At 54.0% G+C, this 25,254-nt stretch carries 21 protein-coding genes; 6 read left to right on the top strand and 15 right to left on the bottom strand.

All coding sequences use genetic code 11. From position 1 onward, the window contains the following. Positions 1 to 66: 66 nt before the first annotated feature. Entirely contained in the window at positions 67 to 2,532 is a 2,466-nt protein-coding gene (locus tag ACJAXR_RS06560; RefSeq protein WP_415057488.1) for an acyl-CoA dehydrogenase, read from the bottom strand. A gap of 161 nt (positions 2,533 to 2,693) precedes the next feature. Further along, on the bottom strand, positions 2,694 to 4,001 hold the full coding sequence (locus ACJAXR_RS06555; RefSeq protein ID WP_415057441.1) for a spinster family MFS transporter: 1,308 nt from the start codon (positions 3,999 to 4,001) through the stop codon (positions 2,694 to 2,696). Between the two features lie 189 nt (positions 4,002 to 4,190). On the opposite strand from ACJAXR_RS06555, the gene ACJAXR_RS06550 reads away from it, so the two are divergent. The 3 genes from ACJAXR_RS06550 to queF all read left to right on the top strand — a co-directional run bounded on the left by ACJAXR_RS06550 (position 4,191) and on the right by queF (position 6,817). After that, entirely contained in the window at positions 4,191 to 5,129 is a 939-nt protein-coding gene (locus tag ACJAXR_RS06550) for an ABC transporter ATP-binding protein (RefSeq protein WP_415057440.1), read from the top strand. Beyond that, positions 5,129 to 5,905, top strand: a complete 777-nt coding sequence (locus tag ACJAXR_RS06545) for an ABC transporter permease (RefSeq protein ID WP_415057439.1) — start codon at positions 5,129 to 5,131, stop codon at positions 5,903 to 5,905. Before ACJAXR_RS06550 ends, ACJAXR_RS06545 begins: the two co-directional genes overlap by 1 nt. Before the next feature lie 75 nt (positions 5,906 to 5,980). Next, positions 5,981 to 6,817, top strand: a complete 837-nt coding sequence (gene queF, locus ACJAXR_RS06540) for an NADPH-dependent 7-cyano-7-deazaguanine reductase QueF (protein WP_415057438.1) — start codon at positions 5,981 to 5,983, stop codon at positions 6,815 to 6,817. A 2-nt stretch (positions 6,818 to 6,819) separates the two neighbouring features. On the opposite strand, the gene ACJAXR_RS06535 is transcribed toward queF, so the two are convergent. Beyond that, positions 6,820 to 7,101: a DUF4404 family protein gene (locus tag ACJAXR_RS06535; protein ID WP_415057437.1), complete on the bottom strand. Its 282-nt coding sequence runs from the start codon at positions 7,099 to 7,101 to the stop codon at positions 6,820 to 6,822. A 206-nt stretch (positions 7,102 to 7,307) separates the two neighbouring features. Between ACJAXR_RS06535 and ACJAXR_RS06530 the strand changes: the two genes are divergently transcribed. Continuing rightward, the gene (locus ACJAXR_RS06530; RefSeq protein WP_415057436.1) at positions 7,308 to 8,036 is read left to right on the top strand and encodes a VacJ family lipoprotein; all 729 of its coding nucleotides are present in this window, start codon (positions 7,308 to 7,310) and stop codon (positions 8,034 to 8,036) included. Between the two features lie 13 nt (positions 8,037 to 8,049). Here ACJAXR_RS06530 and ACJAXR_RS06525 read toward each other — a convergent pair whose 3' ends face one another. After that, positions 8,050 to 8,355: a PilZ domain-containing protein gene (locus tag ACJAXR_RS06525; RefSeq protein WP_415057435.1), complete on the bottom strand. Its 306-nt coding sequence runs from the start codon at positions 8,353 to 8,355 to the stop codon at positions 8,050 to 8,052. Positions 8,356 to 8,604: 249 nt separating this feature from the next. On the opposite strand from ACJAXR_RS06525, the gene ACJAXR_RS06520 reads away from it, so the two are divergent. After that, on the top strand, positions 8,605 to 9,795 hold the full coding sequence (locus ACJAXR_RS06520; protein WP_415057434.1) for a PP2C family protein-serine/threonine phosphatase: 1,191 nt from the start codon (positions 8,605 to 8,607) through the stop codon (positions 9,793 to 9,795). Next, entirely contained in the window at positions 9,795 to 10,277 is a 483-nt protein-coding gene (rssC, locus tag ACJAXR_RS06515) for an anti-sigma factor antagonist RssC (protein WP_415057487.1), read from the top strand. The genes ACJAXR_RS06520 and rssC overlap by 1 nt, the downstream gene beginning before the upstream one ends. Positions 10,278 to 10,321: 44 nt before the next feature. Here the strand turns inward: rssC and tal are convergent, their stop codons facing one another. From tal to ACJAXR_RS06460, 11 genes are all read right to left on the bottom strand, one after another. Continuing rightward, positions 10,322 to 11,269, bottom strand: a complete 948-nt coding sequence (gene tal / locus ACJAXR_RS06510; RefSeq protein WP_415057433.1) for a transaldolase — start codon at positions 11,267 to 11,269, stop codon at positions 10,322 to 10,324. Between the two features lie 40 nt (positions 11,270 to 11,309). Further along, the gene (gene dusA / locus ACJAXR_RS06505) at positions 11,310 to 12,353 is read right to left on the bottom strand and encodes a tRNA dihydrouridine(20/20a) synthase DusA (protein ID WP_415057432.1); all 1,044 of its coding nucleotides are present in this window, start codon (positions 12,351 to 12,353) and stop codon (positions 11,310 to 11,312) included. Positions 12,354 to 12,593: 240 nt separating this feature from the next. After that, on the bottom strand, positions 12,594 to 13,214 hold the full coding sequence (locus tag ACJAXR_RS06500) for a LysE family translocator (RefSeq protein WP_415057431.1): 621 nt from the start codon (positions 13,212 to 13,214) through the stop codon (positions 12,594 to 12,596). Positions 13,215 to 13,409: 195 nt separating this feature from the next. Continuing rightward, complete coding sequence (locus tag ACJAXR_RS06495) at positions 13,410 to 14,384, bottom strand: Brp/Blh family beta-carotene 15,15'-dioxygenase (protein ID WP_415057430.1); 975 nt, start codon at positions 14,382 to 14,384, stop codon at positions 13,410 to 13,412. Beyond that, positions 14,378 to 15,571, bottom strand: a complete 1,194-nt coding sequence (locus tag ACJAXR_RS06490) for a lycopene cyclase family protein (protein WP_415057429.1) — start codon at positions 15,569 to 15,571, stop codon at positions 14,378 to 14,380. Before ACJAXR_RS06490 ends, ACJAXR_RS06495 begins: the two co-directional genes overlap by 7 nt. Beyond that, positions 15,568 to 16,545, bottom strand: a complete 978-nt coding sequence (locus tag ACJAXR_RS06485) for a phytoene/squalene synthase family protein (protein ID WP_415057428.1) — start codon at positions 16,543 to 16,545, stop codon at positions 15,568 to 15,570. Before ACJAXR_RS06485 ends, ACJAXR_RS06490 begins: the two co-directional genes overlap by 4 nt. Then, positions 16,542 to 18,098 carry a phytoene desaturase family protein gene (gene crtI / locus ACJAXR_RS06480; protein ID WP_415057427.1) on the bottom strand — a complete coding sequence of 519 codons (1,557 nt, stop codon included), beginning with the start codon at positions 18,096 to 18,098 and terminating at the stop codon, positions 16,542 to 16,544. The genes ACJAXR_RS06485 and crtI overlap by 4 nt, the downstream gene beginning before the upstream one ends. Beyond that, the gene (locus ACJAXR_RS06475) at positions 18,095 to 19,117 is read right to left on the bottom strand and encodes a polyprenyl synthetase family protein (protein ID WP_415057426.1); all 1,023 of its coding nucleotides are present in this window, start codon (positions 19,115 to 19,117) and stop codon (positions 18,095 to 18,097) included. The genes crtI and ACJAXR_RS06475 overlap by 4 nt, the downstream gene beginning before the upstream one ends. Before the next feature lie 159 nt (positions 19,118 to 19,276). After that, complete coding sequence (locus tag ACJAXR_RS06470; RefSeq protein WP_415057425.1) at positions 19,277 to 20,125, bottom strand: bacteriorhodopsin-like; 849 nt, start codon at positions 20,123 to 20,125, stop codon at positions 19,277 to 19,279. 746 nt (positions 20,126 to 20,871) lie between these two features. Then, positions 20,872 to 22,842 (bottom strand): hypothetical protein, encoded by a 1,971-nt coding sequence (locus ACJAXR_RS06465; protein ID WP_415057424.1) that lies wholly within the window; start codon positions 22,840 to 22,842, stop codon positions 20,872 to 20,874. Between the two features lie 699 nt (positions 22,843 to 23,541). Further along, positions 23,542 to 25,173, bottom strand: a complete 1,632-nt coding sequence (locus ACJAXR_RS06460; protein WP_415057423.1) for an SMP-30/gluconolactonase/LRE family protein — start codon at positions 25,171 to 25,173, stop codon at positions 23,542 to 23,544. Between the last annotated feature and the right edge of the window lie 81 nt (positions 25,174 to 25,254).

Here is a 25,254-nt window from a genome sequence, read left to right as displayed (position 1 = left end):
TCGGAGATGGCTTGCATCGACGCCGGGATTAAAGCCTGGCCGACCCGAGAGAGCCGGCCAGTATGCTCAGGCCTGTTTGGCGCTGGCGGTTTTGGATTTCTTGCGGTTAGGTGTCATCTCTTGCTTGGTGAACTCGTCCACCGCGATAACAGCATCCCTTGCAACCCGTGCCTCACGGATAATACAGGCATCATCGGCGGTGACCACCCCGGCATCGACCGCTGCCTGAATTTCATCTGCGCCCATGCTGACTGTCAGTTCACCCTTGTGTACTGCTTTGGCGATCCGTAGTTCAAGTGGCTCAGCGGCAATGACTTTGAACAGAGCGGTGTTTACCAGCCCGGTGACGTCCTCCGGGTCCTCGCTCTGATAGCAGCCATCGAGCAACCTGTCTCTGGCGGCACTCGGCGTCATCAGGCGCCTGGCTACTTCGGCTGTGATGCGATCAGCCGGTGGCGACATGTGGCGTCCGAGGGGGAATACCAACACGCGGAGCAGGACGCCTACGCGGCTATCCGGAAAGTTATGGATGATCTCATGCATCGCTTGCTCTGTTTTCGCCAGCAGGTCTTCCACGCCCCATTGTACAAAGGGTAAATCCTCCTCCGGGCAATTTTGATCTTGATATTGCTTGAGAGTAGCGCTGGCAAGATACAGATTGCTAAGGATGTCGCCCAGACGGGCTGATATCCGTTCGCGTCGCTTGAGTTCACCACCAAGCATGAGCATGGTAACGTCCGTCAGGGTAGCGAAGGACGCTGCTAGACGAGAAAGTTGCTGGTAGTAACGACGGGTGTGTTTGTTGCCAGGTGTTTTCAGCAGGCGCCCGCTAGTTAGGCCCAGCAACAGGCTGCCGGATGCGTTACCCAAAGCAAACCCAATATGTTCAAACAGCAGGTTGTCGAAGCGCTTGAGAGCTCGAGTTTGATCTTCATCCTGGGTCGCCTGCATCTCTTTCAACACGTACGGATGACAGCGGATCGCGCCCTGACCAAAGATCATCATGTTGCGTGTAAGAATGTTGGCGCCTTCGACGGTAATTGAAATGGGCACGGCCTGATAGGCTCGGCCTAGATAGTTCTTTGGCCCCATACAGATGCCCTTGCCGCCATGTATGTCCATGGCATCGTTCATACACTCACGCATACGCTCTGTCAGGTGGTACTTGACTACGCCAGACAGGACCGAGGGCTTCTCGCCCAGATCGACCGCGCCTGCAGTCATGGTGCGCGCCGCGTTCATCACGTAGGTGTTGCCACCGATGCGGCCAAGCACTTCCTGAATCCCTTCAAACTCACCGATGGGCAAGCCGAACTGACTCCGAATGCGGGCATAGGCGCCGGTCGTCATACTGGCCATCTTGGCGCCACCGGTGGCGCCTGCGGGCAATGAGATCGACCGGCCAACAGACAGGGCGTTCATCAGCATCACCCAGCCCTTACCGATCATTTCCTGACCGCCAATCAGATAATCCAGCGGAATGAATACATCCTTGCCAGAGTTAGGTCCGTTCATGAAGGCCGCGTTGAGCGGAAAGTGCCGATTGCCGATTTCTACGCCGGGAGTTTCGGTGGGAATCAGCGCCAGGCTGATACCCAGTTCATCTTTATCGCCTAACAGGTGATCGGGGTCGAACACCTTGAATGCCAGTCCGAGCACAGTCGCTACGGGGCCCAGGGTGATGTAGCGCTTTTCCCAGGTAACACTCAAGCCAATGACTTCTTCACCCTGCCACTGGCCCTTGCAGACAACCCCTCGATCCGGCATGGCGCCAGCGTCAGAGCCTGCATCGGCAGAGGTGAGGGCAAAACAAGGCACATCTTGACCATTAGCCAGGCGCGGCAAATAATGATTTTTCTGCTCATCGGTGCCGAATTGCAGCAGCAGCTCTGCCGGCCCGAGGGAGTTGGGTACCATGACAGTCGTGCCCAGGTCGCCACTGCGACTGGCCAGTTTCATGGCGATTTGCGAGTGGGCGTAGGCGGAGAACTCCTTACCACCATACTGCTTGGGGATAATCAGGCCAAAAAAGCCGTTGCTGCGAATGTATTCCCAAACGTCAGCCGGCAGATCCTGCAGATCGGTGGTCACTTCCCATTCGTTGGTCATGCGGCAGACTTCTTCTACCGGCCCGTCGAGAAAGGCTTTCTCTTCTTCGGTCAGGACTGGCTTGGGGAAGCTATGCAGCTTGTGCCAATTCGGACGGCCGCTGAACAGTTCGCCATCCCACCATACGGTTCCCGCGTCGAGCGCTTCCTGCTCGGTATCGGAAAGGGGTGGGAGCACTGTCTTGAACCATTTGAATAACGGTTTGCTGATAGTTGCGCGCCGCCAGTCAGGCATATTGAGGGGTATTGCAATACCGAGGAATATTGCCCAGACCACCAGATAGACTAGCCAATGAGCGGATGAAAATAAGGTCATCGCGAGTAGGTAGACGCCAACAGCAATGCAGCTGTTCAGCAGTCCGGCGCGCATGTAGGCCAGTACGGCAATACCCAATATAAGGCCGATAAGCCATAGAAGGATGATCATTCAACACTCCTTGATTGTGTTATTTCAGCTTTTAGCATAGCTGCTTGAGCCAACAAGGGTAACCGTCTGATGTAATAGGATGAACTCTTTGCCGCAGGAAAGGGGTAAAGCTCCGAGGTGGGAATGCGCTTACATTTTAAGCGCACCCCGTCCGGGTGTTAGTTAGGAATAGCCAGGTTGGCGGTATCGGACTCGATGGTTTTACCGGCCAGATAATAGTGTGTGGCTGCCCAGATATTAATGAATGCAGCGCCCAGCAGCGCGTAGCGCAAGCTGTCGTTATCGAACCAGACACGCATCAGGTCGCTGGCGATACCAATCAACTGTGGACCGAAGCCCAGACCAACCAGGTTGAGCACAAATAGCATGATGGCTGACGCCAGTGCACGACTGCGCAGGGGTGTAAGGCTCTGAATCATCGCGAAGCTGGGGCCTAGATAAAAGGCACCAAGGAACGCTGCGGGCATGTAGACCACCAGTGCCCAGAAGGTGCTGTCGATCAAGTAGAAGGACACAATAAAAGGAATCGCCAGAATCTTGGCCAGGCCAACGATCCAGGCGTTCCATGCCTGGCGGCGAGCGGCTAGCTTATCTGCCAGGATACCGCCGATGTAGGCGCCCAAGCCGCCGACGATCCCCATTACTGGTCCCAGGAACATACCCACCTGGCTCGGTGTGAGGCCGTGGCTGCGAATCAGAAACGCAGGGCCCCAGATAATGCTGCCGTAGCCGACCAGAGCGGTCAGAGTGACACCTATGACCACGTGGCGGGTTGTACGCACCCGCCAGAGTACGGAAAAGCCCGCCTTGACGTTGACCTTGGCCAGTGCAGCCGGTTTGGCGCCACCGTCGGCGTGGCCGCGGGGTGGTTCGATCATGGTGAAACGGACCAACAACGAAATGGCCAGGCCGGGAAGGCCTACAACAAAGAATGCTGCGCGCCAGCCCCACCATTCTGCGACAAAGCCGCCGACCATAAAATCGATCATAATGCCGAAATAGACGCCCAGCGCGTATATCGACATGACGCTGGAACGCTGCTCTTTCGGGTACAGGTCCGACAGCATCGAGTGCGACGGCGGGCTGGAGCCTGCTTCACCAATACCGACGCCTACTCGCGCGGCAGCAAGCTGCCAGAAGTTCTGCGCTAAACCACATATCGCGGTCATCACGCTCCAGATACCAATCGACCAGGAGATGATATTACGGCGGTTGGACCGGTCGGCCCATACGGCTATCGGAATCCCGAGAGTGGCGTAAAACAGTGCGAAAGCGATACCGGATAAAAATCCCAGCTGGGTATCGGAGAGAAGAAGATCAGCCTTGAGTGGCTCGATCAGGATGCCGACGATATTGCGATCGACGTGGCTGGAGGTATAGGCAACGACCAGCAGGAAAAGGGCATAGCGGCGATAGGCTGGCGTGATTTCTACAACGGCTTCTGTTGATTCTGACGAGGGTGTCATGCATGTCTCCGATTATTATTGGGACACTCTTTTTTATGCTTTCAGGATAGGCCTGGATGCTCAGGCACAAAACTGACCGGCCAGTCATATTTGTAGTCGGCAGCAGGGCTGGAGGCTTGCTTCTCCCTTGATTTTTTCTATGTACGGCCCCATATAAATTGACTAGATTGTTCAGACGGGAAGCCATGCATGACGTCAGCTATTAGTATTCGGGGTCTGCAGAAGACCTACGCGAATGATTTTCAGGCGCTCAAGGGCGTCGACCTGGAAGTGCAGCAGGGCGACTTTTTCGCTCTGCTGGGACCCAACGGTGCGGGTAAGTCGACTACTATCGGGATTCTTTGTTCGTTGGTGAACAAGACCGCTGGCAAGGTCAGCGTGTTCGGTCATGATCTTGATACCGACTTGATGGACGCCAAGCGCTGTATCGGTGTCGTTCCGCAGGAATTTAATTTCAGTCAATTCGAAAAGACCATGGATATCCTAGTTAACCAGGCTGGCTATTACGGGATTCCGTTGCGTGATGCTAAAGAGCGTGCCGAGCGTTATCTTAAGCGTCTGGGACTCTGGGAAAAGCGCAACGAGCCTTCGCGCATGCTCTCTGGCGGTATGAAGCGTCGACTGATGATCGCCCGTGCGCTAATCCACGAGCCAAAACTGTTGATCCTTGATGAGCCCACCGCTGGCGTGGATATCGAGATTCGGCGATCGATGTGGCAGTTCCTCCAGGAAATTAATGCTCGTGGCATCACCATTGTTCTCACCACGCATTACCTGGAGGAAGCAGAGCAGCTGTGCAAGAACATTGCGATTATCGACAAGGGCCGGATTATCCACAACACCAGTATGCGCGAGCTTCTAATGGAGTTGCATACCGAGACCTTCCTGCTTGATTGTCAGACGATAATGGATGAAGCGCCCAAGCTGGAAGGCTACCCCTGCAGTCTTATCGACGAGCATACGTTGGCGGTGCAGGTCGAGAAGAGTCAGGGACTCAATGCGCTCTTTGCCCAGTTAATCGAGAAGGGAGTACATGTGCTTAGCATGCGCAACCGCAGTAACCGACTGGAGGAGCTTTTCTTGGCGTTGGTCGATGAAAATACTGAAAAAGAGCGAGGGGCTGCCTAATGAATCACTGGCGTACGACTTGGGTAGCGTTTCATACCATCCTGCACAAGGAAATTCGTCGTTTTACGCGTATCTGGCCACAGACTCTGTTGCCACCGGGTATTACCATGGCTCTGTATTTCGTCATTTTCGGTAACTTGATCGGTAGCCGCATCGGCACTATGGATGGTTACGCGTATATCGATTACATCGTGCCTGGGCTCATCATGATGTCGGTTATTACCAACAGTTATTCCAATGTTGTGTCGAGCTTCTTCAGTACCAAATTTCAACGCTCGATCGAGGAGTTGATGGTTGCACCGGTGTCACCGCACACTATTTTGCTTGGCTATGTCTTCGGCGGGGTAGCCAGGGGCTTGGCTGTGGGTTTGATCGTAACGATCATGTCGCTGTTTTTCACCCGTCTGCAGGTGCAGCATCTCGGCTTGACGATAATAGTGGTCTTCCTCACCTCACTGGTCTTTGCCCTGGGCGGTTTCATCAACGCGGTTTTCGCCAAGACCTTCGATGATATTTCGATCATCCCTACTTTCGTGCTCACACCATTGACTTATCTGGGTGGCGTATTTTACAGCATCAGCATGCTGCCGGAGTTCTGGCAAAAGGTCTCGATGGTTAACCCGATCCTGCACATGGTCAACGCGTTCCGGTACGGCATCCTTGGCGTATCGGACATCCCAATCGGGGTGGCGTTAACGCTTATGGGCGTATTCATTGTGCTGCTGTATTCGTTCAGCTATTGGCTTTTGGCGCGTGGTATCGGTATGCGGCAATAGCTTCAGGCACCTACTATGTTGGCTTGCAGGCAGGGCGGGGGGTATAATTTCTCCTTGTCTATAAGGAGATAAGACATGACCCAGCATCCCGCTGACCTTTCGCCCCTGGGTAAAAGTAGCGCCTATGTAAGCGTTTACACACCCTCGTTGCTGTATCCGATTCCACGCGAACCGAAATGGCAGGAGCTGGGTCTGGAGGCTGATAATCTGCCTTTCCATGGAGCGGATGTCTGGAACTGCTATGAGCTGTCGTGGCTGGCACCATCGGGCAAGCCGGTAGTCGCTGCGGCCGAATTTGTATTTCCGCTCAAGGCCAAGCGCATTGTTGAATCGAAGTCGTTCAAGCTGTATCTCAACTCATTCAATCAGACCGTTTTCCGCGATCGAGCCGAAGTGCTGCATACCTTGGAGTCCGATTTGAGCGTGGCGGCCCAGGGTCCGGTAATGGTGCGCTTGCTCACAATGGATCAGCTACATGGCGCGGGAATGGCACAGTTTCCAGGTGAATGCATTGATGACGTCGATCTCGCCATTGACTGCTACGAGTACGACGCGTCGTTGTTGGAGCTGGCCAGTGCGGGTGGTTTTGCGCGAGAAGTACTGCATAGTCATCTGCTCAAGTCCAATTGTCCAGTCACCGGTCAGCCGGACTGGGCCAGTATTGCGATAACCTATAGTGGTAGGCGCCTGGATCATTCGGCGTTGTTGCGCTATCTGATCTCATTTCGTCAGCACGCGGATTTTCATGAGCAATGTGTTGAAAGGATATTCACTGATCTGTTGCCATTGTTGGGGGAGCGAGCAGAATTGACTGTTTATGCCCGTTATGTCCGTCGTGGAGGTCTGGATATAAACCCTTACAGATCCACTGCGGCCAGTTTTCCGGAAAACCTTCGAGTGGCGCGCCAGTGACCTTAGATACCCATATCGGATAACGCCTGCATCACGCGCTGCAGGGTGCCCGCTACTGCCGGATGACGTGCGTAAAAATGCTCAATGGATAAATTGACGGTGTCGGCAAGGTTTACGTCTTCCACCTCGACGTTAATCTCTTGCTGTGCTCTCAATAAGCGAGCTTCTATCCGATCAGCCAATTGCTGCAGAGAGTGGCGCTCTTCAACGGACAGAGACTGATCGGTATCGGCGAGTATGGCGTGCAAACTGTCTAGCTGGCTTTTCAGTTCTTGCATGGGCATCAGCTGCTCCTGTTGGTGTTCATGGCCTATGGTCACTATAGTCGTCTGCAGCGCTTACGTCTCGCTTGACCGCATGGTTATCTCATCGTTTATGGCGTCTATGAAACCGGTTAAATAGCGATTGGTTTTGCATTACACTATCTCTTTTAGATCGTTGGAAATCGCCGTCGCGTTTTCGCCGGATCCAGAATCAGGGAGAGCTCCATATGAAGGTGTTACCGTTTGCGTTGCCAGTCCTGCTGGTCGGGCTCGCGTCGATTGCGAGTATAGGACCTGTCCTAGCGCAGGAAAAATATGATGACTATGCCGTAGAGTCGGCTGATTCTGATCCTTGGGAGCCGGTCAATCGGGCGATTTTTAGTTTCAACGATACCGTTGATCGTTTTACCCTCAAGCCCGCCGCGAAAGTCTACGACCGCTTTGTTCCCGAACCGGTCAGTGACAGCATCGGTAATGTTTTCAGCAATCTGGGCGAGCCGCGCAACCTGGTAAACGATACCCTGCAGGGCAAGTACCGGGACGCGGGTATTGATATCGCACGCTTTCTGCTTAACACAACTGTGGGTGTGGTCGGCGTATTTGACGTAGCTACGCGGATGGGTCTGCAGCGCAACGATGAAGATCTGGGTCAGACCCTGGGATCATGGGGAGTGCCCAGCGGTCCTTATGTGGTGCTGCCATTATTGGGTCCCAGCACCGTACGAGATGGCAGCTCCCGGGTCCCGGAGAGTTTTATCGGCTATAGCTACAATGATCAGATAGACCATGTACCTACCCGCAATACGGCTATTGGCACTGATTTGTTAGATACGCGGGCAGCCCTGCTGTCGCGTGAGCAGATGATTAGGGGTGATCGCTATGCCTTTATTCGCGATGCCTTTTTGCAGAACCGTGAATATCAGGTCAAGGACGGGGCAGTAGAAGACCCGTTTTGATCGGCACAGCTGTTTATTTCAGGGCGTTGAAGTGGACGCCCACGATGAACTGGTCATTATCGATTGCCTGACAGCGCATTACCTGGCCTTCGGCTTCCAGGCCCAAGAGGCCGGGAGTAGGGGAGGGTATCGAGACGCTGAGGTGAGACTGTTCTGCCAAGGGTTGATCCATGACGAGCTGCACACCCTGGCTCGATAGATCCTGACAATCCGCTTCTATCCGGTCGCCGCTGTCATGCAGTACCAGGATGGCACGGGCTTCTACCTTCATCCGTATGAAATCACGCTTTTCATTGTATTGCTGGTCATGAAACGACATGGCTGGCTTCCGCGACGGGTATACGTTGGCTAATCCGGATAGCATGCCACCGGGTTTTGCATTCCTTCTCTATCGTAGTTCCCCACCTTGCCTTGCACAAGCATTCTGGCAACGTGCCATGATGGTTGCCTGAACAGACGGATGGGAGTAGTGTTTCCCCCTTGAAAACGTCAGGTTATCTGGCTTCAACAATCACACACCCTGTGGCCTGCAGCCAGTTCAGCTGTACGGCATCGACGTAGGGGCTCTATGCAGCTTACTGGCACGACTTTGCTGGTTATCGACAATGATGACGCTTTTCGGCGTGACATTGTCATACGATTACAGAACTGCGGCTTTGATGTGCTTCAGGCCGACAGTGCAGTTGATGGACTCCAACAGTTCTCGTCGCAACGGCCCGAGCTAGTGCTTTGCGCGCTGCATCTGCCGGAAAGCGATGGCTTTGCATCCCTGATGCGCGCTGTTTCTTCGGTTCCCGACAGCACGATTGTTGTTATCGCACCCTCCACCGACATGTCGCGGGTAGTTGAGGCTTTGCGCACGGGTGCGCATGACTATCTGATCAAGCCCATGCTTGATTCGGCAATGGTTGAATTAGTCGTCAGGCGTACCCTGGACCAGCGTCACTTGCTTAACGAAAATCGTCGGATCCGAGAACGGCTTGAGTCGGCCAATCGCGAGCTTAACAACAGCTTGCAGGTGCTCAAGGACGACCAGTCTGCGGGTCATCAGGTGCAGCTCAATATGCTGCCGCAAAGCCCTTGGGTCAGTGGTGAATATACCTTCGAGAGCAAGGTCATCCCGTCGTTGTATCTGTCGGGTGATTTCGTCGATTACTTTCGAATTTCCGATACTCAGATCATTTTTTACCTGGCGGATGTGTCTGGTCATGGGGCCTCTTCGGCATTCGCTACGGTGCTCCTGAAGTTTATGACGACACGACTTCTGTATCAGCAACGGCGCCAGGGGGAAACCACGCCGATCAAGTTCCTACCTTCGGACGTGCTGGGGCATATCAATCGAGGCTTGATTAGCTGCAAGCTGGGCAAGCATGTGACGATGCTGGGCGGCGTGATTAACGAGTCGGAGAACACCCTCATTTATAGTATTGGCGGGCATTTGCCACTGCCGCTGCTGTATGCCGATGGCACGGCGCGCTATCTGGATGGCAAGGGTAAGCCCGTAGGGTTGTTCGCTGATGCTCAGTACGAGGATCACAAGATTGATCTGCCTGACGCCTTCAGTCTGGTTTTGTGCTCCGATGGCGTGCTCGATTGCGTGGAAGGAACTACGCTTAGAAACAAGGAAGCACAGTTGCCGGGGATTGTGGAAAAGAGCCAGGGCAATATGCGTGCGCTGCTGGGCAGTTTTGGTCTGCAGCCTGGCAAGGTAATGCCGGATGATATTTCACTCATGGTACTCAGCAGGAACCGCGAATGATGACTACTGGTAAGATCCAGTTTGCAGAGTCGGAAGGGACCTTCGTACTCAAGTTCATCGGTAACGTGCGGCTAACCCTATGTGGGGCACTGGATGCCTATATCGAAAAGATATTCAGCGTGCTGACTTTCAACGCGATCATCATCGACTTGACCGAAACCGACGGCATTGATAGTACTTCGCTGGGATTGCTGGCGAAGTTGTCGATTTTGTCGCGCCAAAAGGTGGGTTTTCTGCCCACTCTGGTATCCACCCAGGATGACATGAACCGGTTATTACAGAGCATGGGATTTGATCAGGTATTCAATATCGTTTCTCAGCTCACGCCGACGGCTACCGAGCTGGAAGATCTCCCTGGTCAGGAGTTGTCCGAAGAGCTGGTCAAGGACAAGGTGCTCGAGGCGCATCGTATCTTGATGAACCTCAATGAGCACAATCGGGAAGCTTTCCGCGATCTGGTCAGCGCGCTGGAATCCAGTTGAATTCAGTGATGTCCTGACGGGCTACCTTGCGCTTGGCCCTGGAGTCAGGCGTGTACCGAGCGTAGTCGCATCAAATCTTCAAGCTTGGCCTGATCTGCAGCAAAGGCTCTAACTCCTTCGGCAAGCTTCTCGGTGGCCATCGCATCTTCATTATTTGCCCAGCGGAACGTACTCTCGTTCAGCGTTTCGAGCGGGTCGGATGAGGGTTGCTTCAGAATATTCGATACCGGTAGGTTGCCTTCCTCATGTGCCAGTTGCTCGAGGAGCGCGGGACTGATGGTCAGTCGATCACAGCCTGCCAGCGCTTCGATCTGCCCGCTATTGCGAAAGCTCGCGCCCATCACCACTGTGCTGTACAGATGGTGCTTGTAGTAGCGATAGATACGGGCTACCGACTGCACCCCCGGATCCTCGATACCCTGAAAATCACGCCCCTCGCTTTTCTTGTACCAATCGTAGATACGACCGACGAACGGCGAAATCAGATATATGCCTGCGTCAGCACAGGCTTGGGCCTGAGCAAATGAGAAAAGCAGGGTGAGGTTGCACTGAATGCCTTCCTTTTCCAGTTCGGCAGCGGCCTGAATCCCTTCCCAGGTTGCAGCGATCTTGATCAGCACACGATCACGGGTAATCCCTGCTTCTTCATAGCGCTCGATCAGGCGTCTGGCCTTGGCCAGAGTGGCGCGGCGATCATATGATAGGCGTGCATCGACTTCGGTGGACACGCGTCCGGGCACGAGCTTGGTAATCTCGGCGCCCAGTGCGACCGCAAAGGATTCACAGGCATCGGCGATTGGATCGAAATTGCCGGCAGAGGCTCTTAAAGCCTGGTCCAGCATAAGGCTGTAGGCCTCTTGCTGGGCGGCTTTGAGCAGGAGCGAGGGGTTGGTTGTGGCATCGACCGGCTGCAGCTTGCGAATGGCTGCAATATCACCGGTGTCGGCGACAATCAGAGTGTGTTTGCGGAGGCTTTCGAGTTTGCTTGGCATGAAAGGACAGACTCTCTTAAAAGGTTGCCCTGACCATAACTCAAGCTGGTTGGAGTGGGCAATCCCGTGGTTGCAGACGGTGCTCCATATCGGTCATCAGCTCATCATATAGGGCAAGAGGATTGTCAGTTTGATGCAGCGTGCTGCTCAACTGACGACGAAAATGCCGCGCGCCCGGTAAACTCTGAAACAGACCGAGGATATGCCGGGTAATGTGGTTCATCGCGCCGCCTTGGTCCAGATGGGTGACAATATAGGGGCGAAGCGCCTCCAGTACGGCGATGCGGTCCGGCCGTGGCTGGCTATCCACATAAAAACGATGGTCTACCTCAGCCAGCAGATAGGGGTTGTGATAAGCCTCCCGGCCCACCATGACACCATCAAGAGTACGCATGTGCGCCTGCATCTCGTCCAGATCGGTCAGGCCGCCATTAAGAATAATTTCCAGGTGCGGGAAGTCTGCTTTGAGCTGATGCACAACGCCATAACGCAGCGGCGGGACATCCCGATTTTCCTTGGGCGATAGACCTTCGAGAATTGCAATGCGCGCATGCACGATAAAGGTATCGCAACCAGCCTCATGCACTTGTCCGATAAAATCGCAAAGCTGATCATAGCTATCATGACCGTTGATGCCGATTCGATGCTTGACGGTGACCGGAATGCTGCATGCTTGATGCATTGCCTTCACACCTTCGGCCACCAAGGCGGGGTGAGCCATCAGGCAAGCGCCGATCATATTGTTCTGCACACGGTCGCTGGGACAGCCAACATTCAGATTCACTTCGACGAAACCAGCTTGTTCGGCCAGCTTAGCGCAGGCAGCCAATTCCGCAGGATTACTCCCGCCCAGCTGCAATGCAAGCGGTTGCTCTGCTGCATTAAAACCAAGAAATCGCGTCTGGTCACCATGGATTACCGCACCTGTGGTCACCATTTCGGTGTACAGCAGTGCGTGCTGGCTGATTAGCCGCGCAAAAAAACGGTAGTGGCGATCAGTCCAGTCCATCATCGGCGCCACGCAAAAGCGCCGGGAGGGGCCAGGCCGCGTGATGATTGGATTTGAGGGATTTTCCTGCTGCATATCGATTGCCTTTACAGTGCGTGTTTGCTGCTATTCCTGGCCCTTTTTCTGAGCTATCAAAGCATGTGTAATAGGGTGTAGTTTACCAGAAAGCAGACGTGTTTCCCTGATTGCGCATAAGGGCAATCTGACCTTTTTGGCTACGTTAAAAATTAAGCCATGACGTACCAGTCAGATTTGCTCGACGTCACAATGAGCATCTCGATAAAAAAGACGCCTGGGTTGAATGCGATTAATGCACTATGCGAGCGAGTTGCGCAGCGGAAGCGCCAGGCCAATGGCGATAAATGCAGCGCCACACCCCTGGTTGAATCGACGCCCTACCTTGGTCAGCCACGTGCTGATTCGATTGGCCAAACTGGCAACTAATAATTCTACGCTGAACTCGATGACAGCGAAGGTAACCGCTAAAATAGCAAACTGGATCAGCAAGCTGCGTGCTGGATCGATGAACTGGGGCAGGAATGCGGCGAAAAACAAAATAACCTTAGGATTGCTGATCGCAGCCAGCATGCCCTGTCGGAACAGTGAGCCCGCAGCCCTCGGAGTTACCGCTGTGTGGGCTGATATACTTATGGGCGGCGAGCGCCAGACCTGTATTCCAAGCCAGACAAGATAAGCCCCACCCATCCATTTCAGCACGCTGAACCAGACCACTGATGCTTTTAGTAGTGCACCGATACCGAATATCGACAGCGCTATGACTACGACAAAACCAATGCAGCCCCCGAGTATGGTGTAGAGCGTCATGCAACGGCCATGCAGGGCGCCATGGGTTAGCGCCAGCAAGCCGTTAGGGCCAGGAGACAGAGACAGGCCAGTTGCTGCCAGCAGGTAGATCAACCAGGTTTCAAATGCCATGGTTCGATGGTGCTCCGAGGTTGCGTTTAAGCTCCTCTTGTCAGCTTCTTTGACACACAGACAGTGGACCCCTGAGCCAAGTATGCTGCCAACAACAGAATAACTACCGTCAGGTGCTTGTCAGTGGCGCTGGGTTCTACCACACCTAGGCCTAGTTTTTACATGGGCTCGCCCGGCAGTAACCTATAGGAGTGTCTAGAGTATCCGGTTTGATTCACGGTTCCACCATAGTCTGACGATTATGGTATGTGGGAGGGTGAGTGCAGCCAGTGCCCAGAACATGACTCTGACGGCCTCAATCAACATATTCGACGCGGGCTCCAGGAACACAATCGCTATCCAGGCAATACCGGCCATTGCAATTGCGATCAGCGTTGCAGGCAGTATTTTCCGGGCAGGAAATAACGTCAGTGAGGGTCGTTTTTGATGGGCTAAAAGACGGTGTTCTGCAATTGATAAAAAATGACGCACGCTGTGAATCACGCAAAAATACAATGCGAAGCTCAGAAGCGGCGGCAATGCGATCAATGCTGCGCCCACCAGGAGCAACTCGGCAAATACGCGCAGGTCTGGCCGTTTTGAGTTACTGAACAACAGACACCCGAAGGCTAGAACCCAAAGTACAGCCAATGCCGGTCCAAGCCACACAAGCATACCCACAACCTGCGCCGCGTCGAGCTTGATGAGCCAGGCAAACAGCTCGCCTGTCTGATGTGGATGGCCAAGCATCGGGCCCAGAATGGGCATGCTGCCAGCCAGCCAGCGTAGGAGGGGGGTTTTCGTCGGACTCAGGAAAGCCTCGTCGGTGTAGCCAAAATGCCAGACCGACAAGCTCAGGAACGCCAGCAGTGCCACAATCGGCAGCGCCCAAATAAGTGTAATGAACATCAGCGAGGCTAGTACGTAGGCGCACATGACAGCAATCACGCCAACGGATGTCGTCGTAGTCAGCGTTTTCAGGATCATAGGGTCAGCGCCACCGTGTGATAGACCGAAGATGCCAATGGGTATAAGCACAATCCAGAATTGTTGTTCAATGGTCAGCACGGGCAAGGCAAGACTAGCGACCAGCGACAGGCTGGCAATGATCAGTACCAGTAATTGGTGACGGCGTCCGCCAGAGCACTTTTCCAGCCTATTCCTGTTGTCGGCGACGTTGTGCATTACCATGGCAACACCGCGCGTATGAAGGGTCTTGGCGGTAGTGCATTAGCTACTGCCCAGGCGTCATGCCATCGCGGTTGATCGTTCATGAATCGGCTCATTTGCCCCCCGGTAGTGGCGGCAAACAGATCCAGGAACCATTGCGGCGCCTGGTCTGGGTGGCGCTTCAGTGCACGCAGAAACACGCTGTCCATCCAGTCCAGCCAGCGCGCTCTGATCGTGGGGCTTTGAAGCATCCAGTTCCCGCTGGCATGCGCTGTAAGAATGTGCCGGGCGAGCGTTTCGCAGCCTCTTTGGCAACTGACAAAGTGATACCCGGTGGCTGCTCGCATCCAGCCTGCGCCGACGCCGGCCCTGATTAGCTGTCCCGAACTGTTATAGCCGGGAAGGGGCATCATGGGCAGCATGCCTGATTCCGCTCTTGTGACTTCGTAATGACCCAGATTCTGACGCTCCAGCCACGACTCAAGATCGATGCGATAATCGGGCACCACGTTTTTTCCCGGTTGAAACGCCGTCCATTCAACTAAAAAATGATCCTCATCCAGGGGCAGCAGATAGACAAAACAGGGGTAAGGGTACCCTGTCTGAAAGTCCATCAATGTGGCCGTCGATGTATCAAATCCATGTTTTGGGCAAGCAATCTCAAGGCCCGAAAAAATCTGCCAGACACCCACCCCTGAATCAAGCTGATTTGCGTCGGGAGGGCGGGTATCGATGACTGCCTTTGCCCGCCAATGGCGCTCATTCGCCGATACCATCATGCCGTTATTGGTATGCTCGATGCCGCTAACGGTGAAGCCAAGGTACAAATCAAAGGCCGGTGTGCTGTCTATTTTGGCTAGGGCATGGTGATACAAAGCATCGGCCGGCAGCATTGCATAGGCAACGCTTTTATCCGTTTGGAAAATAGATTGGTTGCCCTGGCTGACACGCCAACGAAACCAGCGGTGGCTGATCAGGTCACGAAATGGATGAGGATCACGATCCCAAAAGCACCAGGTTCGATCGTTGCCATAGAACAGGCGCGGTTCAAGCAGACAGACTCGTGGCAGCTCTACCTGCGCTTCCTTGGTCAATTGCAGGAGCCAACAGACCAAACTGAGCCCGGTCAGTCCAGCGCCGATAATAATCAGGTCATAGTCATCGAGTGTGTCCGCTTGAATGAGCTCGGGTCCGGACAACTGAGTCACCGCTGTTCTTGTGGGCGCAAATCAAAGCGGATGCTTAGACTTTGATGCAGCGCTGGATCATGACGAACAGGATGGCGGCTGATCGCACCTGCTGCCAGTTGCACAAAAGCGCCTGCCGACGCTTTCAGTTTCTGTGCAGGGCCGACCACACAACGGCTTTGCCAGTAACGCTCTTCGCCCCTGCGCAGAATCTGTTGTCCTATCTCCCTATAGACCTTTGCGGCAACCGCAATAGCCATGCGTGATCTGGAGGGCAGATAGCCCAGCCCCTGCCATCCACTTCGGTAGTAGATCTCCGCAATACCCAACAGCTCGCGTACGCCCAGCCAGGCCCGGTGTCGAGCCACCTGATCTCCTGCGATGATATCTTCCGGCGCAAGATGACCAGCGACACCATTTGCCGGCAGGTACATCCGATTCAGATGCGCATCTTCCAGTACATCCCGCGAGATGTTGGTCAGTTGCATGGCAATGCCTAGATCAATGGCGTGGGGTAGCGCCTCTTTCCGCTCACGCGCCTTGAGTAGGCACGTCATCATGACGCCGACAGTCCCAGCCACGCCGTAGCCGTAACGTAGAAGCTCCGCACGATCGGCCAGTCTGACGGGGCCAAGATCCTGGCGAACCGTATCAACCAGATCGGCCAGTGCATTAAGCGCCATGGGGTCGGTACCGAGCAACGATTCGGCCTGTTCATAGAGCGCTGTTTTTTCATCGGTTAGCGAGCGTTTGGATACTAATGCCTCATGTAATTCCCGAAGCTGGCGATCTGCTGAAAGGGTCTCGGCAGGTGTTGATGCCTCGTCGGCTAGGTCATCTATATTACGGCATAATTGATACAGGTCCGCTGCTCGATCGAGTTGTGCGCCGGTCAGTAACTGGCCGGCCCAATAGAAACTTTTCCCCTTGCGTCGCAAAACCTCGGCGCCGGCGCCGGCGCCGGACGCGGCGGGCCCGACTACGGATTTGCTCACTTGACACCGCCGATAGACATGTCTGGCGCCTCACTTTCGCTGTCAGCCTTGGTTTCATAGGCTCTGACCACTAACGCTTCTACTACGCCTGCCGAGCACACCACACCCGGTACACCTGCACCAGGATGAACACCCGCACCCACAAAAAACAGATTTTTATATCGCGGCGACTGGTTGTGAAAACGCAGCCCGGCCGACTGAGTGAGCGTTGGCGCGATGGAAAACCCACTGCCAAAGGGGCTGTTCAGCTCAGCGTTGAAATAGGTAGGTGAAATGCTTCGCCTAGCGCGGATCTGCTGCGGTAGATCAGGCATCAATCGCTGAGTCAGAATATTGATAATTCGCTCCTCAATGTCCGATGAGATCGTGCTCCAATCCTGGTTGCCTTGGAGATTGGGGACTGGCGCGAGCACGTAGAAGGCGTCGCCATTCGTGGGCGCCATGGTCGGATCAGTGGCGCCGGGGCGATGCAGATACAGGCTCAAGTCATCCGGGATCTGCCGCTGCTCGAAGATCTCGGTGAGAATCTCCCGAAAGGTCTCACCAAACACAATGGTGTGATGTTCGATGTCCGAGTAAACGCGCTCGGTGGTGAAGTAAAGCACGAACAATCCCATGGATTGTTTGAGGCGAGCTCTGTGGCTATCGGCCACACGTTGGACGATTGTTCTTTCGATCCATTGGTTATAAACGTATAGGGGGTCGGCATTGCTCACCAAAAAGTCGGCTTCGAAACGCTGGCCCTGATCAGTGATCGCCGCGCGCACCGCCTTGCCGTCCATCTCGAGATGTTTGACTGACTGGCCCGCGTGCAGATGGCCACCGTGCCGCTGGAACAGCTCCGCCAGTGCATGAATCAGTGCGCCGGTCCCGCCCTGTACGTACCAGACGCCACTTTTTCGCTCCAGTGCATGAATCAAGGCATAGAGGGATGATGTCTGGAACGGATTCCCGCCAACGAGAAGAGAGGGTACAGAGAACGCTCTGCGTAAGCGCTCATCGCTGAAAAAGCGAGAGACGAACTGGTAGATGCTTTGATCAGCCCTGAGTTTGATGAGGTCGGGCAGAACCTCCAGCATGTCCCTGACCCGGGTAAACGGCCTTTGCGCTAGCTCCACGAACCCTCTGGCGTACATCGCTTCGGCGGCCTCCAGAAAATGCGGGTATTGTGCTCCTTCGCCCGGTGATAATCGTTCAATTTCCACAACCAGCGCTTCAGTTGTGCCGTGGTAATCAAAATAGCTGCCATCGGCGAAGTCCATTCGGTAGAACGGCGAAACGGGCAACAATGTCACATGATCTTCGAGTGTCTCGCCAAAGCGCTCGAACAGCTCAGCAAACAGAAACGGTGCGGTGATAACGGTAGGGCCCGCATCGAAGTTGTGGCCGTCAAGTTCAAAGGTCCTGGCTCGTCCCCCCAGATCGCCATGCTTTTCAAGCAAATCAACCCTGTAACCCCTGGCCAATAAACGCAATGCAACTGTCAGTCCCCCAAATCCCGCGCCAACGACCACGGCGGTTTTTGTCGCATTAACCCTAGACAGTGGCTTCATGAGGCCCACTCTCTGTTCAGTCGACAGGTGTAACGATGGGCTCGTGCTCTGTTTTCCAATGTCATGAGTAAAGGGGCTAAGGTTGGCGTGATGGATCTGGATAGGTGTTGCTCCAAACTCTCAAGCTGGCGTCGAGCGCGTAACAATGAAGCCAACGCGTGGCGAGTCGCCTTATGAACTCTCAGTGCAAGACAGTCAGCTTGTCTGCCTGCATGATGGTGCCAGGCATGAAACGGGTGGAATGGCGCTGCTTCGCTTCCAACGCAGCGCTCCGGTTCAGACATATAAGTTAGATCATCCAGATCGTCGATGATCTGATAGGCCAGACCAACCGCCTCCGCAAACAGTTTTATGGTATTGCGTACCATTGGCTCTGCACTTGTGGCTACGGCACCCACCATAAGGGGGAGCTGAATCAGCGGAACCGTTTTCGAGCGTGACGCGTCTAGGTAAGCCCTGAGTCGCGGAAGGGCACATGGCTCTCGAGGTGCAGTCTCAATACTCTGGCCAACGATGACACGACTGGCCATGGCAGCTAGGTAGTGCGTCAAAGAGCGAGCGTGTTTGGCGTTCTCCAATCCGGCGGCGACAGCAAAGGCTGAGCACAGCAGCAGATCACCGGCGCACAGTGCAACGCCCTCACCGTGTCGCTTCCATACCGTTGGCTGCCCTCTGCGAAGCACGTCACCATCGAGAAGGTCGTCGTGGACCAGAGAGGCGTTGTGGATAAGTTCGCAGGCCGCTGCGGCGGCGATTGCATATTCGCGCGAGCATTCAAAGCTCCTGCAGCTGGCTAGCGCTAGGCGAGCCCGCAACAAACTTCCACCGGTACGAACTTGATACTGGCTGGCGTTATTCGCCGGCCCTTCCATCACATCCTGTAAAGTGTCGAGCATAAGCGCTCTGACTTCATCCAGTTCCAGGGTGTGATTCGAATTAGCGGCCGATTGGGCCGGAACAATATTAGCGCTAACGTTCGCTTTCAAAGGTACAGCGGCGTCCGAAACAAAAACAGTCATTATTATTCTCCCTACACCGGGATGAGTACTGACTACCGCAACCAATTCCCCACGGTCCAACATGTGTGAGGGCGAGACCGACACGGACTAGGCCCGTGTCGGTTTGATTACAGTTGCTGGCAATCAGCAGTCACGTTCTGACGGATCTCCAGACTGCATTCAAATCGTTTGTTTCGCCGCTTTTGGCTGCTTTGCTGCCTCTTCTGCATCCGCCACGCTTTTACGCATGGCAATGGTGAAGATCAACAGGCCGAAGACAGCTTTTGCCACGATGTCAGCAATGGTGTAGCCCGTTTCTACCGCAACGATAGCTGCGCCACCTGATATACCAAGCAGCGGTAACAGGTAAACAACCGGATAGAAGGCCCAGGAAGCAATGACCAGATAAGCTGCCCCTTTGATCAATCCCTTAACCGCGTCAGGCTGCTTGGAGATGGACTCTTTCAGACCCACTACCAATTCCCGCACGATGTAGAGGAACGGAATCATCGACAGAACCCAGAAAATCGCCCGAGTCCCTGCGCTTTCAGCTACCTCGCCTGGATAGCCAAGGACAATCATCAATGCAGCAGCGCCGCCGAGTTTGACGGATCTGCTCAAGGTTTCGCTGTTACTGAGCTTCATAACCAGAATTAGCTCAATCAAGAGCAGCGGTACCGTTAGTAGCCAGTCGACGTAGCGGTAAGCCCGGTTGAACCCTTCTCCTGTGACCAGTACTTGCCCAGTATTTACTGTTGCTGCGTTGTCCCAGGAAAGCATGATTTGCAGGTAGTGATAAGCCGCAATGGCTGTCACTAGGCCGGAGATCGTGATAGCCATCTGATAAGCAGGGGCAACCTGCGATTTCATTAGCCACAAGAACAAGGTGGTCGACGCCATGACGGCTAGACCGAAAGAAAATGCATTTCCTATAAAGCCATATTGACCAACTGATAAACTCTCAATTGCTAGCATGGTCTCATTCCTCTCATTTATTATACTTAAACTGCAAGTGTCGGCGGACTCCAAAATCCAACTAGGCTGGCTTGGAAGCCCTGAGTATAAGCACCTTATTCAGGCCGTAAGATAAACTGTGTAACTGTTCGCGACGGACTAAGAGTGTTTCCCATCGGCCGCTTAAATCACTGCATAACTTGACGCTTATGACATGCTAATTAGCGGCCATCGCGGAGTGATAAAGCTGGCAGTTACGTCCATAATAAACTGATTTTATTGGAATAGATTGTTTTAGGTTTTTACGGCATAGCTCGGATTCAGTCGCAAACAATGGCTAACATATATCGTTGACATTGAGGCTGGACAGGATATTTAGCGTACATTTCCAGCGATGGAAGTATGAAATGAATCTCATTCATTCGATGTTATGCAATAAAAAGTTGCAATAAATTGTATGTCTTGGCGAGTGATTTTATTGTGAGGGCCATTTTTTTGAGTTGGTAGTTTGAAGCTGGATTGCTAAGCATCAAGTAAAGTGTTGCAAACAGGTCGTTATGAGATGCTCCTTGTGTTCTTCTGGGGCTTGGTAGGCAGGTTGTACAACCACTATCCTATGGTGCCTTCGAGCCCATGCGGTGCATCGAATTCCGTTGGTATTTTGTCATTAATTACTTAGCCTACTGATACTTCCAGGCCACAGACATCGGGTTATTATTTGACCTCACTGGTACCTCCGCCCTTGGTAAATAACACCCAGAAGTCACGCTACCTTTTGAAGTATTGTAAAGAACGATTTATTTCTACCGACACTTTGCATCTTACTCATAACCTGCAGCCCAGCTTGCACGGCCCAATTCTATGGCGTGTGCAACGTCTGTCTCGGGAACCGTTGACATGTCTCCCAGCTCACGCGGATCGTAATGAAAGACGCACAAACGTGAGGCAAATTCGGCGAACGGCAATGACGCTTCGCCATGACGCTCGCCATTACTCTGGGTCGAGCAATTAATGCCCTGGCCCCAGTCCTGGCCGCTGTCATTGTTTGGATTGAAAAAGTAGATGCGCATCTCGTCTAGGCGATCAAGGCTGACCCGGATGATTGTTATGGCATGGCGTCCAACCAGACGCCCACCGCTGTCAGTGACAGCGATGCCTGCCGGTTGTGGGTGGATAAGCGGAATATTGCCGTTGTAGTAGGGGTGATAACAGGCATAAAAATGACGGATGAAATAGGAATAATCGTGGATCATCCCCGTCTCACGACTGATGACACTGAGAAACCCATAGCCTACCCACCATCCATACATTTCCGGATTGATCCAGCGGTGCAGATCGTCGTCTCGCACACCGCACAAACGCCCCATCTCGCCATAAATACGATCAAGGTGAGGCACCAGAATCAAGGAGACCGGATCCACATCGGTTGGGGGGGCTTTCGCAAGACCTGCTTCCAAATGCTGTGAGGCAATACACTGCCCTTCAAAACGCATTATGACATCGTCATCACGGGCAGCCCATGCTACTAGTTGCAACAAAAAATCAGCATCGTTAAAGGCCCACATGGAAAGTCCAATGACCGACTGACAAGTCGGGTTATTGCCCTGGCCAATACCCAGCGGTTGACCCAGAAGACTCAGTACGCCTGCGAGCAAGTACACCCGTGGCGGGTGTGCATCACCGAAAATCATGCTCAGGTTTTCGGATGCTGACGGGCACAATTTCAGTTCAAGTTGCCGCCACAGACCCGCAGTCACTGCTGGGGTAAACAGAGACGCACGTTCAAGAAACATTGCCAGGCCATAGACAGCCTGAGAGGTTTCCGGGTGAACGGCTTCGTCAATCAGCTCCAATACAATCTGACGGTAGCATTGGAGCACGTCGATACCGGTGACGCTCAGGCCCAATGCGACCGGGATCAGTTCATCCCGATACCCACGCAGGTGCCGTAATAGCATGGGGTGATAGGGAGAAACCATGCCGGTACCATGCATTGCACTAGCAAAGTCCTGCGCCTCCTCAGCGAGCGCCGTTTCGTCCATGTCTGCCAGACGCCCCGCATAGACTATAAACCCCGGATCATCGCGACAGCCCGCCGTGGGACCGAACAAAGCGCTGACTAGATGCGTCGCTTTGTCCATGCCCGAGGTCTCTATCGCCGGATCGAACAGGCATTTGGCAATCTGGCTGACCATCTGCTTGATACTGTCAGTTTGTATCGGGCGTTGAGCCAGTAGACGACGCACCTCATCCACCAAGCTGTCGAGAATACTTTCATATCCCAGGCTGCTGAGCAGGTACTGATAAAGCGAAGTGACGATTTGCCCAAGCCCATGCGGCCGCTCCCGGTCCGCTTCGGTCATCTGGCCTGACAGCAGGTCCAGATTCAACGCCGTCACCTGAGTCAGAAAGTTTTTGGACTGCTCCGCTGATATGCCGGGATGGAGGTAATCACCCATCGCCACGGCGAGCAGGCGCAGTTCACTCAAGGCTTCGATAGCAGTGAAATCCGGCGCCCCTTGACGTAGGGTTCGGACAGCCAGTGCAGGTTGCAGAATGGCTGGTCGGCCCCAGTCACCGTTAGTAAATACGCCCTTGGCCTCGATCGCTGGAACCCGGGTGTACAGCGCCTTCATCCCGTCGGGTTCTCGCATAACATGAAGTGCAGCTTCCAGTGCATCTGTGTTGGGCGCTTTGGGATCAATCTGACGCGCGACTGCAAGCTGTTCTAGGGCTTCATCAAACCGCGCAACACAAATCGTGATATCGGAATCTGAACTCTGAATCGACACAATACTTTCCTCATTCAACAGACGGGCTCTTAGCAATGCTTCTACGGTGCCTTTAAGGCCGCTCGGAAGCAAAGTATTCCAAGGGGCATCGCATAACTGATTTTTTACAAAGCCCCGACCTTCGATTATGGGTCGACAGCAGCCATGTCCTCCCATTTTTTGCGGGTGCTGCGCTATTGGGTCGAGCGGACTGCTTCTCAGCTTCGCTCAGGCTCACTCTCAACGCGCGCGATGATCTTGCTCTGCGTATCCAGCATGATCACGAATGTTTAGGCAACGGTCGCGTCGGATGTTCAACGCGCTTGCGAGGGTCGACTCTCCCAAGACCCAGGTCTGGTCATGCTAGCGCGGGGATTTGTTCTCTAGCTCTGGCGATCGCTTCGGCCTCGCTCATGAAGACAGGAAGGTCGACCGCAATCACGTCTCGGATGCGCATCGCGTTTTGATCAGCGTTCTTGCGTAGCGCCTCGATCCATAGACGAATGTTTTTTGCTGCAGCCGTGTTCGGCGTGACGGTCAACTGGGCGGCACTGATTATTTTCCCGTTTAGCGTGGTTGTGTTGAACTCGGGGACTGCGCTGCTCAGGTGTCACGGTGTTGCTTTTTGAGAAGCACTACTATGCTTCTCCTCGGCGGAGAGCGCTTTCTCAGACACACAGAGAACTGCCTGTCTGAGTAGACCACTACAAACAGATGAGCTCAGTTTCCAGCGGGTATGATCTTGTACAACCCGTTATCCACATCGGATGTGAAATACAGCGTGCCGTCATCGGCGATTTCTACCCCGGTCGGTATTCCGCTTGGCGGCATGCCTGGGCCGGGGGGGAAGCCGATGGGTAGGTTGTCGGCCAGGACGGTTTGTTCGCCGTTGGTTGCGTCCAGCTTGATCAGACGGCGCACACCGGTTTCTGCAATGATGAAGCTGCCGTCAGACGCTTGAGCAAGTCCTTCGGGCATTTTCAGGTCTTTGGCTAGTCGTGTTATTTCACCGCTTTTGGGATCGACGCGGGTAAGAAAACCTGCGACTTCGGTGAGGTAGATCTGTCCATCCTGACCTCGAATCATCTGTACCGGGCCAAACAGATCGGTGGTCAGGGTGCGTTTGATTTTTAGTTCATCGCCAGACAAGTGGATCAGCGAGCCGCTACCCATTTCGCTGACGACTATGCTCCCATCATCCAGTTCGACTGCATCAGAGGGCGCATTGAGCCCGTGCACCATAGCTATTGTGGTGTTGTCCAGGCGGTCTATGAGGTGCAGGGTGCCGGTCGAAAAGCTGGTGGCGAGCAAAAGGTCGTTGCTGAGGTTGACGGCCACTGGGTACTCAGCGTCGGAGCCGTGGGCGCGACGCAGGTCTGTTACCTTCCCGCTGGTGGTATCGACCGCGCGAAATGCAAAAACATCTGCGACGTATAGCGTCTTGCCATCGTCTGAGAGGGCGGTTCCAGCGGGTACTGCAAGCTCGCCCGAGGTAATAACGCGAACTTCACCTGTTTTCGGATCGACCTGTTGGATCGAGTTGTCGGCCATGTTTGAGACAAAAATATTGTCTTGCGGATCAATGGCCAGGTTGTCTAACGCAGTACTGAGCTGCGCGACCATCTTTGGTTCTGCTGCACCCGATTTGAGCTCGGCAGCGTCTACGCGCATCAGTTTTCCGGTCAGGGTGTCGACGACGTAGAGGTTACCTTTGGAGTCAAAGTTGACCGCCGCTGGTATACCAAATCCGTCGGCTATGGTTTCAATGTTGCCATTACTAGGGTCGATCTTGACCGCAATGCCTTTGAACCACAACGGTCCATACAGTGAGCCGTCAGTTCCGACCTCGAAGCCATTGAAGCCGCCCATATCCTTGTTGATCAACCGGGGCTCTTTTTCGCCCTTGGGGTCGAGCTCCCAGAGTGCGTCACCGAGAAATACCTGGCTGGCGTAAAGCTGTCCGGTTTTCTGGTTGAACGCGATGGAGTTGATACCGGGCTTGCCTTCGACGAGTACCTTGATGGGAGCATCGTCGTTTTCGCGGTACATGACCTTGCCTAGGTAGAACCCGGTCCAGGCCATTTCGCCGTTGGGGCCGATAGCAATGTCGTCTGCTTGGCCTTCATCCGGGCCGACCAGAATGCGGGCTACCCCAGTCTGCTTGTCAACCTGATAGATGCTGTTACCCACAACGCTGCCAGCAAGCAAACGACCCTGTTGATCTACGGCAAGGCCGTGCACGCCTTTAAATTCGGATGGAGCGACCAGGGGTGTTGGGGTGGAGTAGTTAGTGGCGAATGCGCTGGCGGAGATCAGGCTTGCCAGAAGCGTGACAGGAAAAAGTGCTCTCATAGGGCGTCCTTGTTTTTAGTGTAATTGCTCTATCTTAGCCGGGTTTTTTCCTTTGGGTGGGCTTTATGGGTGGGGTTGATG

The organism is Halopseudomonas sp. (assembly GCF_047631575.1).
Classification (GTDB): Bacteria; Pseudomonadota; Gammaproteobacteria; order Pseudomonadales; family Pseudomonadaceae; genus Halopseudomonas.
The sequence above is the reverse complement of the archived record's forward strand: the minus strand, read 5'-3'. Positions and strand labels throughout refer to the sequence as shown.